Origin of the sequence: Stenotrophomonas sp. Sm6012 (genome assembly GCF_030985895.1) — a bacterium.
GTDB lineage: Bacteria > Pseudomonadota > Gammaproteobacteria > Xanthomonadales > Xanthomonadaceae > Stenotrophomonas > Stenotrophomonas forensis.
On the sequence record NZ_JAPTFX010000026.1, the window covers coordinates 13,137 to 25,804 of the forward strand.

Genomic DNA, 12,668 nt, shown 5'->3' on the forward strand with positions numbered 1-12,668 from the left:
CAGGCAAGCCGATTTCGGCAACCCCTGATCTTGCGAACTCAATGGCGAAACAAGTTCTCGATCTCTTCGCCCGAGTACGTCTTGCCCATGGGCTTGTCTGCCCACGTGTTCATCATCTTGTCTTCGGGGCGCTCAGGCTCAAAGCCCGCCGGCCGCTGCGTCCACCAAGCGGGCACTTGGCCAGCCCGTCGGTCGGGCAACTTCTGTCCAGGGAAGTCCAGCATCAGCACATCGCCTCCCTGCTGAACCAAGGCGCGAATGATGAAACCTGGATCGTTCCGCTTGGCGGGAGAGAAGCGCCACCACCAGCGCTCGGTCTTGCGGAAACCCAGTTGGTCGGTGAACTGCGATGGGTACACCACAGGCTTGCCATCATTGGACAGGCGGGCGCCGGGGCCGTGGTCCATGCGGGCCACGTTGTTGCTCCCCATCAAGCGTGATAGCTCATCGCGCGTTTCACCCATCTGGATCTGGCAGATCACATGGGTGCCCACCATGCCTTGTAGCGCCTTGGTCAGGTGTTCGCCGTACAGCGACGGTGCGCGCAGCTGCGCCAGGTCCTGGGCGGCCAGCACGCACACGCAGCCCTTGGATCGCCCTTTGTCCACCAGTGGCTGGAAATTGATCTTGCCGATGGACGCCAGTTCATCGAGGAAGAAGCCCAGGAAGCGCCCTTCTTCGTTGTCGGGCAGCTGAGGCGAAATGATGGCAGGCACGGCCACGTTGACCATCGCTGCGATGTAAGCCGAAACCAGCCCCGCGTCGGGGCCGCTTTGCAGGATGACCTTCTTCGGGCCGTCGTATCCATCCATGGCCCAGTCGGTGATGGAGAACAGCCGCCGTCCCTTCAGCCATGCGGCGTTCCAGTCGGCTTCTTCCTTCTCTCCTGGCCATGGGGTCTCGGGCGTCAGGTCCTTGCCCACCTCGTAGTCCGGCCAGGCCCGCGCCAGATCGTCAATGACGCGCGTATAGCCCTGCAGGGTGGCCAGCACGTTGAAACTGGTCTGGGAAGTAGGATCGGAAATCAGCCCATGGGCCTTGCGGTAGTTCCTGTCCAGCACTGGAGCCATGTCCTTGGCCTTCATGGACACACGCTGCGCCAGATCCGTCCAGGTCCACCGCTGGGGCTTTTCGTTTTGCAACGACAGCACCACGCCGAGCAGGATTTGCCTGGCGGCCTGTGTCCAGAACTTGCCGCTCCCGCTATCTTCCGGGATCAGGCTGTCGGCGAACGCGGCGGCCTGGGTGGCGGTGCGTACATCGCGGGCCACCCACCACACCCGGCTACGACGGTCGAACGGCGAGCAAATCGATGCGGGAAACTTGCTCGTCAGATCGCCTTTGACATCGTAAATCAGGCACTTGGCCTCGTCGTGCCGGAAGACCTGGCGCAGGAGCGCCAGCAGGATTTGCGTCTTGCCGCTACCCACCGACCCGTACATCAGGATGTGGCGCGACAGCTGCTTCTTGGACAGCCACAGGTCGGGGTGCAGGTACATGCCGAACGTGTCTGTTTGGCGCTTAGTCTCGGAGGGTGAGCGTCGGCGCGCCTCGCGGACGGCCTCTTTCCCTTCCAGGAGCTTGGGGCCAGAGACTACCCACTGGTTGGCACGCGGGATAAGACCCGTCCACGCCAAGCCGCTTCCCGCCGCCAGGCCTACGGCGGTGGCCACAGCCAGCGTAGACCAGTCGGACAGCCACTGGGGGTTGTCGATCCGGGAGTAGAACGCAGGATCCAGCGTCAAGGCGCGGACGATATCGCGCACGCCCATCCCCCACCCCGCAACGGGGAGGAAACCTACCGCGCCGCCCAGCAGGCCATAGACCAGGCCCAGATCCCAGCGTCGAACTGGAACCGATGGGTCAATGTGCTTGCCGAGTGGGCCGAAAGCGTCGTAAACGGGAGGCTTCATCTACAACAGGATGAGCAGGATGGCTGTCCTGTCTAGGCCTGCGCGCACTACTATCGAGCTACCACGGGGAGGATTCGATTTGACCTTGATTTTGATAGGCCATGAAGTTGGCCGCACGGAAGTTCGCCAGCAGTTTCTGCTTCAACACGAAGAGCCCGGGCACCAGGGCCTGTTTGCCATTTCCGACAGCGCGCTGACGGCAAAAATGACGAGTGAAGAGGGCGGCGTGAACTACACAACGTTGTTCACGGGCATTCGGAAGGTCCATGAACTCAAGATCCAGGTGGGGCGACCTGACATTCTTCGCAATGGCCACTTCACCAACAACTTCTACGAAGCCTTCAGGGCCCCAGCCTTCCTGGCGTTTGCTGGCAACGCGAATGAAGCCCAACATGTGCTGGCCTTCATTCGTGAGGACCTGGAGAACCTCCAGTTGAGTTTCAGATTCGATCAGCAAACAGGCGAACCGAAGCGACACATCATCATTCCCAGACGTGCGGACAACCCGATGAACGAGAACGGATACGCGTGTTCGGAGGACACTTTTGATCCCGACCAGGTCCAGCACTTGTACACGGCAGACCTATTCGTCTCCATCGTGGCCCAGGCCATTCAGACCGCACTGCAGTCCTCAATTGAGTACAACCGCACCAACAATTACCCGCCAACCTTATCCACGTATGCTTTCGGCATTTGGTGTCCAGTCTCCCGGCAGCACAAGCTTTATCGGCTTATCCCACGTAGCAAGCTGGTCGATGGCAGATTGACCTTCGATGCCACCCCGGAAGTCGTCCCGGAAAACGAAGTTTTGGCGCTCGGCACGGAAATCGTAGTGAACGCTCTCCCTATCCAGGAAACCTACGACAAGGCCTTAGCAGATGGGGAGTCGCCAGCCAAAGCGATGGCCGCACTTTTAGATCAGGTAGTTGACAAGCAGTTTGCTGAGTTCAGTGGACGTCCCGTTGATCGACCCATAACCCGCTACCACCTCAAGGAAGACTTGTTCCGCGAGCTTCGTTAGTAGCACAGGGTCCAACGCTCGCCCGCAGCCTCGGCCAAGGACTGTTGTCATATCCGCCAGATCAGGCATGCCGTCAATTCATAGAAATCAGCCGATATCCGGCACACCATGGTTGAAATGGTTACGCGCCGAACTTGAGAAGACGCAGCTTCGGCGCTGGATCCGGCCTCTCAATCTTGTACATCTTGTTCAACTCGCTGGCATGCATATGCAACATGGCCTCGAAGTCGGCCATGGTGTACCCCAGATCCTCGGCATGAGCACGCAAGATGTCATTGAACGCCGTGGATTGTTCGGGAGCGAAATCGACTTCGACAGGCTCTTTCATTCGATACCCAAGCTTACTCATCTGCCGCCACAAGTAGGTGCTTTGCATGTCGGTGATGCAGCCCAGCGCCTTGGCACGCATAAGTAGCGCCCCCATGGAGACCTTCCAGATTGGCTTGAGGGCAGCGAGCCTCGGCAGGGTAATGCCATGCATCAAGTCACCGCGGATGTCCTGCGCGGGCATCAAGAGTTCGGAGGCGAACACATCCGCCTCGCGCTCCATGTCCGGGCTGGGCATGCGATGCATGATCGCGTGTGCCAGCTCATGCGCCAACGTGAATCGCTGGCGGTCGCCAGGCATGGCCTGGTTCAGAAAGATGCACGTCGGAAGACCCGGCGGCTGCAGCGTCAAACCGAACACGCCGATACTCTCGAACTCACACGGCAACACAATGCACCCGGCTCGCTCCACCAGGGCGGTCAAGTCGTGGAGCGGCCCGCTGGGGACTCCCCAATGGCGGCGCACCAACTGCGCCACACGAGCAGCATCGCCGTTGTAGTCATCGATATCGAAGCGCGGCAACGTGAGTTCCGGCTGATAGTCCATGGACGACAACAGCCGACGAAGATGGAGCAGGCGAAGATTGATCTCCGCCTCCAGCTTGTCAGTTGCCTTGGCACCCACGCTGGCGTTCTTCCGGTAGTTGATACTGACCGGCACGCCAAATACGGGGTCCGTCTCATAAAAGAGAGACGCAGGGAAGGTGAGCGCTCGGGCCAAGGATTCGATTAACTCGGCCCCCGGCTGCATAAGACCGGCCTCACATTTGGAAATGGCGGCCTGGGTAACCCCGGCCGCCTTCGCCAACTGGACCTGACTCATGCCCCTCGCCTGCCGTGCCACCTTTATCAAGGCTGCATTGGCAAGCGGAATAGTCATGTCTCGTTCTCTGTCTTCTTATCGCGCTCGGATTTTACGCGGATCTTGATCGTCTTCGGAGTAGGAGCAGGAGGCGTTGGGCCCGCCGGAGACGTGATCGACACCACATTCCCACCCTCATCCTTGCGCAGCAGCGAGCTACACCACAGCACCCTGCCCTGATCTCGAGCTACCAGCAGGATGTCCTGTACGGCAGTCTCCAACTTGTTCAGGACGTACGTCACTTCAAGTCGTTGCACAGGGGGGATACCCGGCAGGTCTTCCTGCTGATCGTGGTAATCCAAAGCTGTTTGGGTGGGGTAGTTGCTCGTGAGCCCGCTCGCGTCGCTTTTCTTGAGGCGGAAGACCAGACCATCGATGTGGAACCAGCAGCTCTGGTTCTTAGGAAGGATCTGGACACTCGGATCATTGGCGAAAGCCGTCTCCGCTCCACAAGCCAGCTCTTCCCAGATGTAGTTGGCCCGGCTACGCCTCCGCTTCCAGCGGCCGCTTTTGCCGCTAGCCATCCAGTCAGCCCATGCCCCCATCATGACCCGCACGATACGGGCCATGTAGGGTGTCAGTCGCGCTTCGACTTCGGTTTGGGTGAGCATGGCCGACCTTTACATTTGGACGGCGAAATATAACCACATCTATAACTTGTCATGCAAGTCCCCCGCGCGCGACGGCCTCGCAATCCTTCAACCCATTGTTTCTTAATGCCATTTTTCTAGCGGCCAGCGCCCGCCTGCCAAGCTGGCAAACAGAGGGGCCTCCTGGCTGAACCACACCAGGTCTGTTCGCACGGGGCAGAACCCCTCGGCTTGGATGTCGAACATCGGGTTCAAAGCCTCGGACGCCTCCGGCTTCCATTCCGGCTTGGCGGGCAACTTCGGCTGCCACGGCCAGCGGAAGCGGTGGCGAACCTTGCTGCCGGAGCAAGAGGCGATAGCCTCGTCCAGTCCAGCCTGGTCGCCCTCGATCCATAGCACTGCATTGTCCAGACCCCGTTCGTTCAACTGGTCCATCACCGCATAGGAGACGGCAGGACAACCCTCGGAATGTCCTGCCCAGCCGGAGCGAACATAGCTAGCCGGGTGAAGCACCACCGCCCGCTCTCGCGCCGCGTCGTTGAAGCCGACCATCAGGCCATCCAGCCGGCGGCGGGTGCTGCCGTCTCTCGTGTTCTGGTACGCCTCGGACACCGCGTACAGCCCCACGCTGGTCATCAGTGAGCCGGGTGTGTTCGAGAACACGGATGCCCGTCCTGAGCGGTCAGGATCAGAGCCACGGCCGTGCGCCACTTCCGTGCGCAACACCACTTCGGACATGCGCGGATCGATGGCCCACAAGCGTTGGGCCGAGCTGGGCAAGCGCATATCGGCGACGATCAGCAGTGTGGGGTCGCGCCCCAGCTTGCGGGAGCACTCCAACGCCTGCTCGGCATGTGCGCGTGTGGTGCGCGACATGCCTTCGATGTGCTGAGGTACCGCCGCCTGGGCGTGGCCTCCTACCATCAGCGCTGCAATCAACGCGGCCCGGGCGATCATTGCTGGTACGTCCGCCGCTGTGTTTCAACCTGGGCAGGCGCTTCCTGCCGTTGGCGACGTTCCTGCTGCTGTGCCTCCTGGACATAGGCGTGGTAAGCGTTCAAAGCCTCCACCCTGGGGGCGGCGTCTCCGGTTTTTCCCTTGCCCATGGCCTGGTGATCGGCCTCGGCCTGCTCTATCCGTTGCTTGACCTGTGCTTCGGGCAGCGGCGACATCTCCTTGTGCAGGTGCGCGATACCGTCTTCGGGGGTGGCGAAGTTAGTCAGCGAAAGACGCGTGCGACGGGGTGCGTCTGCTGGCGCGGCTTGCTCCTGGACGGGCTCGGGTGAGGCCTGCGGTGTTGGCTGAGCCGGCGCAGCCTGCTGCGCGAGGGGAGCTTGTTCTGTGGGCTGCTCCTGGACCTGCGTCTCCTTCAACTTCTGCTGCTGAGCCGCTTGGCGCTGCTCAATCTCCAGCCCGGCTCGGGTTTGCAGGTAGTCCTCCTTGGCCACCACGTTACTGCCAGCCTTGGCCGCCCAACCCTCATATTCCCCGCCGTACCGCTGCTCTGCGGCGTGGAAGAACTTCTGGGTGTTCTCCCCACGGCGCTGCTCCAACGACAGGTCGAACCACTTGTTGTGGGTCATGGCGTGCTGGCCGTAGGAGGGCTCACGGTCTATGCGCCACATGTCGGCCTGGTTGGCCTCCCACATGCGCTGCTCCTTCTCGGTGGGCCGCACCAAGGCGTCGTTCGGGTTTGACTTGTGGGCGTGGTAGGCCTCGCGATCGTTGCCGCGGAAAACTTCCAGACGCTTCCACTGCTGGTCGTCTTGGGGCGCCATTTCATCAAAGCGGCGAAAGGGGGTGTCTGGGTCGGCAGCGAACGCCAGGTTGTAAGCCCCTTCGTACTTCTTGTAGCGGCGGCCCAAAGACAGATCATTTTCGTGGTTGTTGGACATGGGGGATCCTTATGCGGTTACGGTGATTGCGGCTTCGGCCTTGGCGGCTCGGATGGATTTCATGCGACGACCGAACTCCTTGGTGCCGATGTATTCCATCTTGGCGAAGTCGATCCGGGGGTGGCCGGCGCGGTTGAGGCACAAGAGCGCCGTCCCCTCTTCCAGCAAGCTGGAAGTCATGTCCGTCATCTCGATGATCGGGCCTTCTTCGTACTTGCCGCTGGAGTACACGGGGAAGTAGTTCTGGTCCTGCTGCTCTTCCAAGGGAACACGCCGCGCCAGGCCCATGTAGTTCTTCATGCCTTCGATCACGACCTGCAAACGAGTGGATCCACGGCGTGCCATGTCGCGGAAGCGCCATGCCGATGGGTGATTTCGGTCGGTGTAGGCGGACGCATAGATCATGTCCAGCGTTCGGCTGGTATCCACGGTCTCCTGCACGCTGACAGTCAGCTTCTTCTTCATCGTCCGACCCGCATCCCGCTGGATGTAGTCGTAGGTCTTGGGTGAGGCCTCAAAGATGATCCGCGACCGGAAGTTGTACAGGAACGCACCCTTGGCATCGTCGCTGGGCAGGATGGTGTCCAAGCTCTCGTAGTTCTGGGTCGCGTACACCATCTGGACGCCCATGGAGCGGCCCACGGCGACCATGCGCACGTCGGCTGGGGACACCAAGTCCTGGCACTCGTCCTTGATCACAACGACATAAGACTGACCCGTCTTCTCCGGCCACTCATCGCCATACTTCTCGTTGCGCTCACGGGCTGCGTCGAACACACGCTTCTCGATCAGCTTCTGGATGACCTTGGCAGTCTTGCCGTAGCGGTCAGACAGGTTCAGGCCCACCTTCTTGCCGTACAGGCACTGCAGAACGTCTTCGCCCTCTTCTGTGTGCGACCAGGCCTCATCCCCACAGTCCACGCCCCCGATCGTGCTGCCGCGCAGCTCGTCGTTTTGCATGAAGCCTTGCAGGTCCTTGTCGATGTTCATGAGGAACGACTGGCGCTGCTCTTCGGTCTTGCCCTGGAACCAAGGCACGGTGAAGAAGTAGATCGCGTTGGACAGCACGCGGCTTTCGTCGGCCAAGTGGGGATGGATGGACTCGGGCTCCAGCTCCACGCGCTGGTTGAACAGCGCATCGTCCTCGCCTTCCTTCTTGACCCGGAAGCCCAAGTAGTCGAACAGGGCCAGGGCTTTGTCGCTTGGGCGCCAAACACCATCGGTGCCTTTCACGCCCGAGCCCAGCGTATTGATGATCTTGCTGTATGCGGCAGGCGCCCAGCGGTAGGTGCGCCCTGCTTTGAGCTTGCCCATCAAGGTCCGGGCTAAGGTGGCCTCGGCCTTCAAGCGAGCGGTGACGGCCGCAAGGTCGGCGTTGCTGCGCTCCAACAGAATTTTCTGGGCGACCAACCGCTCGATCCGCAGACCGATCGCGTCAAGCTCCCGCTCGTATGCCGCGCGGCGCACCTTCTCGTGCGCGACCAATGCTTCGAGGATGGCCGAACCGTAGCGGTGCGCTTGGCCTGCCACCTGGACCCAGATGGAGCCGGCGTCATCCATGGACTCGTTGTTCGCCTCGGCAAACGCCTGGGTGAGCGTGAGCGATGTCAGGCCCTGGAAGGGCGCGAACTTGATGCCTGGCTCGATGATCAGGTCGTACCAAGGACGGGTGTCGGCCACCAAGGCCCACTTGCCGTCGGCAACCAGCGCGCCGATGGGCATGCCGAGCGCAGCCAGTTCGAGCATGAGCTTGCGAATGGCTTGCGTCTTGCCTTTACCCGTCTTTCCGAACAAGAACATGTGGGTTGACTGATCGCCAACCGTATAGCCCATGACCTGGCCAGGGTCTGGGGCCAACGACAAGTTGTACCTCGCCTGGACGCCCAACGCGGTCCCCAGTGTCAGGAACGGGGTCTTGTCTCGGAACGCGCTCCGGATCTGCTGCATCCGGAAGGAGGAAGTCTTGCCCAGCAGGGTGGCTGAGCCGTGGACAGAGCCTGCACCGCGCTTGGTCATGAGGTCAAAGAACGCGGTCCTGGCGATGTGGTTTCCGGCGGTGTAGTACAGCGGGTAAGCACAAGCAACAACGAACCAGCTGAGGGGCTTGAGCCAGTTCAATGACGGAGGAAGCAGACCCAGGGCGTAGTTCATCCCGAACAGCGTGCCCACAACCATCAGAACGTGGGCGACCTTCCCGAAGAATGACGAAACCGCAGAAGTCTTTTCACTCGATGACAGCGCTTTGGCAAAGGCCACGATGGCACCGATGGTCACACCTCCGATAAGCATGGCCTTGCCGCCGACCTGGAAGGGCACATCTCCCGACAGGCCCGCAGCCATCAGCGGAATACCACCGGAGATAGCCAATACCTTGGTAAGCGTCCCCGCTCCTTCGGCCTGATACAAAGCGTAGGCGTGCAAGGCCAACAGCGGTCCGGTGACTGCCAGAGCTATGCCCGGCCCCACGACGGGGAACTGGGACATTGCGTAGCCACCCGCGAACAGCACAGGGAAGGCGGCCATGAGGAAGGACGTGGCCGTACTGTCGTTACCCCGCGTCACGTCCTCAGGGATGATGTAGCCGTTGGTGGGTCGCCCGTCTCGGGTCAAATGCCAGTTCAGATCCATCGACACCAGATCGGGTGGTGCCTTGGGGAACCAGGTCTTGAACACCCAGCGCTCGTCTTCTAGCAGCTTCGGCATGAAGAACTGGCCGTTCTTTTCGATTGCGCCAAGCTCGCGCAACTTCTCGTGGTGTTCCGGCTCGACATTGACCAGCGGCTCGCCCACGCGTACCGGGGCCAGGTTGATCAGGTCTTCGCCCTGGGTGATGTAGTCGAACCGTTCCTGTGCTCGGTCGTAGACCCAGGAGTTGCGCTTGGTCTTGCCGGCGATGACCGACTGGCGACGCAGGATCACGTCTCGAATGCCGTATGCCAGCTTATTGAACAGGTTCAGTGTGTCTTGGGGTATGGCAGGTGCTTGCATGGGGGGAATCCTTATTTCAGACGCTCTTTAAGCGCATTGCCGTAAGTGGGGTAGCAGTGGCCGCGGAAAATCAGCTCATCGACCCAGGTGTGAGTACCGCCGTCGGCAAGTACCTTGTTGAGCTGGACACCGGCCTTGGTGCAGTCGTCCAGCGACCAGGTCTTGGCCAGCTTCTCGATGTCGGCCCGCTTGTCCGCACAGGCCTGTTGCAGGGCCGTATAGCGGTCACGCTTCTGGTCGGTCTTGCGGTCACGCAGATCCGACACCTCGTCAATGCACTTCTTGGCGGAGTAGCCAGCGATGTCGGCAGCCCACTCCTTCATCAGCGTGTCTCGCTTGGCCGCGTACTCGCGGGCTTCCTCGGCTGCGGCTTCGGCCTTGTGCTTGGCCCACCTGGTTTCAATACCTGACGCCGCTTTGTTGACGCCTGCCCCCAACCCATACAGCACTAGGACCAGACAGACCGAGTAGAGAAACGCTCGAACTGCCGCCCACTTCTCTTCCTCGTCGCGCAACTGTGCGGCCTTCAACTGGCCCAACTCCCACTTCTCCAAGCGCCTTTCCGGAAGGCGGTCTTCGTTGTGGTTGAACCAGGTACCCACGATCCGCTCGCGCACTTCGATAGGCGCTTGCTTGGGAAGGTCATCCACTTTGGGTCCACCGATGCACAGTCGACCGTAGAAGGTCAGCAGATGGGAGGCAAAGAACTTGCCGGGTGTACTGCGCCGCAAATGAGGAAAGAGAAGTCGAAGGATCATGCGATGAAGGGAAGTTGGGGAATGATTTCAAGCTAATGCGGAGGCCGATTTCGGCAACACCTGAACTTGCGAGTTCATAGGCGCTTTTCCAAATCGTCCAACTTGTCCAATGCGTCGTCCTGCCACGTGGGCTTGGGCGCAGGCTGGACCGCGGGCTTCGTGCTCTGTGGCTTCTTCGCCACCGGTTTCGGGGAAGGCTTGGCTGGGGCGGCTGGCGTGGGCTCGGGTGCCGGTGCTGGCACTTCCTTGGTCTCTGCGATCGGTGCTTCTGGCATGGCCGGGGCGGCAGGGACTTCGACGGGTGCTGGCGCTTCCGGCTCCACCACCAAAGGAACAACCGGTGCTTCATCGGCCACTGGCTCCAGTGCCTGGGCGGGCACTGGCACCGGCGTGGGCAACGACTCCTGGTTACTAGAGCCGTACGCCAGCCATCCAATGACACTCACTGCCAACACGACTGCACCGCCTCCCCTGTACCAACGTCTGCCGGGAGCAGAACGAGAGCTAGCCTCAGGCAACGCTTCAACGGTGGGCGACGCAATCACCAGCGTGGATGCGAACGACGCCACCGGCTCAGGCCCGGACTGCAGTTCGGGTTCGGGCATTACTTCCGATGCAACATCAACATCAACATCAACCTCTACCTCCGGCTCCGGGGAAAGCTCGCCCGCAGCCATGACTTCTCCGTCGGTGAAGAGTTGGAACGCTTCCTCCGGTACCGCGGAAACGTACACATCCTCTACGGTGGGTTCGTACACAGGTACCGGCTCGGGCTCAAGTACAGCCTCCACCACCTCGTCGGCCTCGGGCTCTATGACAGAGTACGGCTCTGGATCTACCGACGGCGGGTGCGAAAGTAGACCAGCGCTACGCAAACCATCGGCCAGGTTCGGAACCGCTGGGCGTGCCGGCGGTGTGGGAGGAACCGGAAGGTCGTCCAGGTCGGAGAACAGGTCGTTCATGGCCGTTAGCGCTCCTCGCTCTCGCCACCCGCGAAGGTCGGATCGGCGGCCACGTCTGCAAAAGGAAGGTCCAGTTCCTCGGGCGTGTAGCCCTGGAACGGAGCTGGCTCGGCCGGCAACTGGAAGGGCTGCTCCAAGAAGAACGCCCGGATGTCTTCGGCAGTCAGGCCTTTGAAGGGGGCGGGATGAGCGGTGAGTTGGATGGTGGTGTTGCGCATGGGGAAGTCCTCGCGAAAGTGGCCGGTCTCGCTGCCGCAACCGGCCAGTGGTGGTCAGGTCAGGTCGGGCACTGGGGTGATGACCAGCTGCGGCTTGCCTTGCCCGCACTTGTCGATTGCCTTGGCCGGCGGGAAGGTGTCGCGGGCTGACAGTTCGGCCAGGGGGATCTGACAGGCGTGCTTGTCGCGGCCTTCGGCGCTGATCGTCAGCGGCTCCTTTGAGCGCTTGGCCAATGCAGAGATCTTGTCGAGCACGGCGACCGTCTGCGGATCACGGGCGGACATGCTGGACGGGTCGTAAGTGATAGACACGCTGTCCAGAGCCTCGACCTTCTCGCCCGACTGGGCGGTGGCCTCTTTGGTTGCGATGGTGGCCGTCATGCCGGCGGCTTGCGCCTGGGCGGCCAGTTCGCGGGCTTCGTCCATCTGCTTCTTGTAAGAAGCCACCGAGCCGATGGCAGCACCCACCGCACATGCTGCGATTGCTTTGTCCTTCTTTCCCGACAGCAAAGCGACGGCGCCGCCGGTCAGGCAGCCAAGCCCACCCGCTTTCCACAAGCGCTTCTTGTCGGCCTTGGGCTTGTCGGGCTTGGCCGTTTCGATTGGGGGTGAGGTTGCGTCTTGGGCTATGGCCGGAGCAACGGACGTTGCCAGAATGGCGACAACGGAGAGGGAGACGATCAGGTTCTTCATGTGGGCAGTTCCTTGGGGCGGGGGGAGATGGCTCAGCCAAGCGGCGGAGGTGGACTGGATCGGTATGAGGGTTTGGCGCCCATCGCTTGCATGGCTTCGGCCTGGCCGTGCTGCCGGCCGACCTCGACCGCGACTTTCACGGCGTTGATCTGCTGCTCGTTCAAGTCGTTGAGGAAGCGGTGGAACAGCCCGCGAATTTCTTCTTGGCGTTCGGCAATGAGAGCGACGGCCTCAGCGACCTTGGCCGCCTCACCTCGAAGGTCAGCGCGCAAGTCGGCGCGAAGTTCCGTGGCGAAGGCACGCAGCACGTCGCGTGGGTCGGGCGCGTCCATGGTTGCGTCAGCTGCGCGTTTCAGGAACGCGGCGATCGACAGGGCGCGTTCGTCGGCTGCGCCCTGGAAGCGTTCGGCCTCATCGCCCTTCAACCACACGGAGATTGTT

The 12,668-nt window shown here is 61.3% G+C and carries 12 protein-coding genes; 1 reads left to right on the top strand and 11 read right to left on the bottom strand.

What is annotated here, in order from left to right:
* Positions 1–38: 38 nt before the first annotated feature.
* The gene (locus O0J73_RS07145; protein WP_308308332.1) at positions 39–1,913 is read right to left on the bottom strand and encodes a type IV secretion system DNA-binding domain-containing protein; all 1,875 of its coding nucleotides are present in this window, start codon (positions 1,911–1,913) and stop codon (positions 39–41) included.
* A gap of 19 nt (positions 1,914–1,932) precedes the next feature.
* Between O0J73_RS07145 and O0J73_RS07150 the strand changes: the two genes are divergently transcribed.
* Positions 1,933–2,934 (top strand): hypothetical protein, encoded by a 1,002-nt coding sequence (locus O0J73_RS07150; RefSeq protein WP_308308333.1) that lies wholly within the window; start codon positions 1,933–1,935, stop codon positions 2,932–2,934.
* 121 nt (positions 2,935–3,055) lie between these two features.
* On the opposite strand, the gene O0J73_RS07155 is transcribed toward O0J73_RS07150, so the two are convergent.
* The 10 genes from O0J73_RS07155 to O0J73_RS07200 form a co-directional block, all read right to left on the bottom strand.
* On the bottom strand, positions 3,056–4,141 hold the full coding sequence (locus tag O0J73_RS07155; RefSeq protein WP_308308334.1) for an XRE family transcriptional regulator: 1,086 nt from the start codon (positions 4,139–4,141) through the stop codon (positions 3,056–3,058).
* Entirely contained in the window at positions 4,138–4,734 is a 597-nt protein-coding gene (locus O0J73_RS07160; protein ID WP_308308335.1) for a hypothetical protein, read from the bottom strand. Before O0J73_RS07160 ends, O0J73_RS07155 begins: the two co-directional genes overlap by 4 nt.
* A 102-nt stretch (positions 4,735–4,836) precedes the next feature.
* Positions 4,837–5,670: a murein L,D-transpeptidase catalytic domain-containing protein gene (locus O0J73_RS07165; protein WP_308308337.1), complete on the bottom strand. Its 834-nt coding sequence runs from the start codon at positions 5,668–5,670 to the stop codon at positions 4,837–4,839.
* On the bottom strand, positions 5,667–6,608 hold the full coding sequence (locus tag O0J73_RS07170; RefSeq protein ID WP_308308338.1) for a hypothetical protein: 942 nt from the start codon (positions 6,606–6,608) through the stop codon (positions 5,667–5,669). The genes O0J73_RS07165 and O0J73_RS07170 overlap by 4 nt, the downstream gene beginning before the upstream one ends.
* A gap of 9 nt (positions 6,609–6,617) precedes the next feature.
* The gene (locus O0J73_RS07175) at positions 6,618–9,596 is read right to left on the bottom strand and encodes a TraM recognition domain-containing protein (protein ID WP_308308339.1); all 2,979 of its coding nucleotides are present in this window, start codon (positions 9,594–9,596) and stop codon (positions 6,618–6,620) included.
* Between the two features lie 11 nt (positions 9,597–9,607).
* Complete coding sequence (locus tag O0J73_RS07180; RefSeq protein WP_308308340.1) at positions 9,608–10,354, bottom strand: hypothetical protein; 747 nt, start codon at positions 10,352–10,354, stop codon at positions 9,608–9,610.
* Between the two features lie 74 nt (positions 10,355–10,428).
* Positions 10,429–11,316, bottom strand: a complete 888-nt coding sequence (locus tag O0J73_RS07185) for a hypothetical protein (RefSeq protein WP_308308341.1) — start codon at positions 11,314–11,316, stop codon at positions 10,429–10,431.
* A 5-nt stretch (positions 11,317–11,321) separates the two neighbouring features.
* Positions 11,322–11,534, bottom strand: a complete 213-nt coding sequence (locus O0J73_RS07190; protein WP_308308342.1) for a hypothetical protein — start codon at positions 11,532–11,534, stop codon at positions 11,322–11,324.
* A 54-nt stretch (positions 11,535–11,588) separates the two neighbouring features.
* Positions 11,589–12,227 carry a hypothetical protein gene (locus O0J73_RS07195; RefSeq protein WP_308308343.1) on the bottom strand — a complete coding sequence of 213 codons (639 nt, stop codon included), beginning with the start codon at positions 12,225–12,227 and terminating at the stop codon, positions 11,589–11,591.
* A 32-nt stretch (positions 12,228–12,259) separates the two neighbouring features.
* Complete coding sequence (locus O0J73_RS07200) at positions 12,260–12,658, bottom strand: hypothetical protein (protein ID WP_308308344.1); 399 nt, start codon at positions 12,656–12,658, stop codon at positions 12,260–12,262.
* Between the last annotated feature and the right edge of the window lie 10 nt (positions 12,659–12,668).

What these genes read in the sequence shown, in the direction of transcription:
- O0J73_RS07145 (WP_308308332.1), bottom strand. Translation starts at nt 1,913, where the DNA reads ATGAAGCCTCCCGTTTACGACGCTTTCGGCCCACTCGGCAAGCACATT.
- O0J73_RS07150 (WP_308308333.1), top strand. Translation starts at nt 1,933, where the DNA reads ATGGCTGTCCTGTCTAGGCCTGCGCGCACTACTATCGAGCTACCACGG.
- O0J73_RS07155 (WP_308308334.1), bottom strand. Translation starts at nt 4,141, where the DNA reads ATGACTATTCCGCTTGCCAATGCAGCCTTGATAAAGGTGGCACGGCAG.
- O0J73_RS07160 (WP_308308335.1), bottom strand. Translation starts at nt 4,734, where the DNA reads ATGCTCACCCAAACCGAAGTCGAAGCGCGACTGACACCCTACATGGCC.
- O0J73_RS07165 (WP_308308337.1), bottom strand. Translation starts at nt 5,670, where the DNA reads ATGATCGCCCGGGCCGCGTTGATTGCAGCGCTGATGGTAGGAGGCCAC.
- O0J73_RS07170 (WP_308308338.1), bottom strand. Translation starts at nt 6,608, where the DNA reads ATGTCCAACAACCACGAAAATGATCTGTCTTTGGGCCGCCGCTACAAG.
- O0J73_RS07175 (WP_308308339.1), bottom strand. Translation starts at nt 9,596, where the DNA reads ATGCAAGCACCTGCCATACCCCAAGACACACTGAACCTGTTCAATAAG.
- O0J73_RS07180 (WP_308308340.1), bottom strand. Translation starts at nt 10,354, where the DNA reads ATGATCCTTCGACTTCTCTTTCCTCATTTGCGGCGCAGTACACCCGGC.
- O0J73_RS07185 (WP_308308341.1), bottom strand. Translation starts at nt 11,316, where the DNA reads ATGAACGACCTGTTCTCCGACCTGGACGACCTTCCGGTTCCTCCCACA.
- O0J73_RS07190 (WP_308308342.1), bottom strand. Translation starts at nt 11,534, where the DNA reads ATGCGCAACACCACCATCCAACTCACCGCTCATCCCGCCCCCTTCAAA.
- O0J73_RS07195 (WP_308308343.1), bottom strand. Translation starts at nt 12,227, where the DNA reads ATGAAGAACCTGATCGTCTCCCTCTCCGTTGTCGCCATTCTGGCAACG.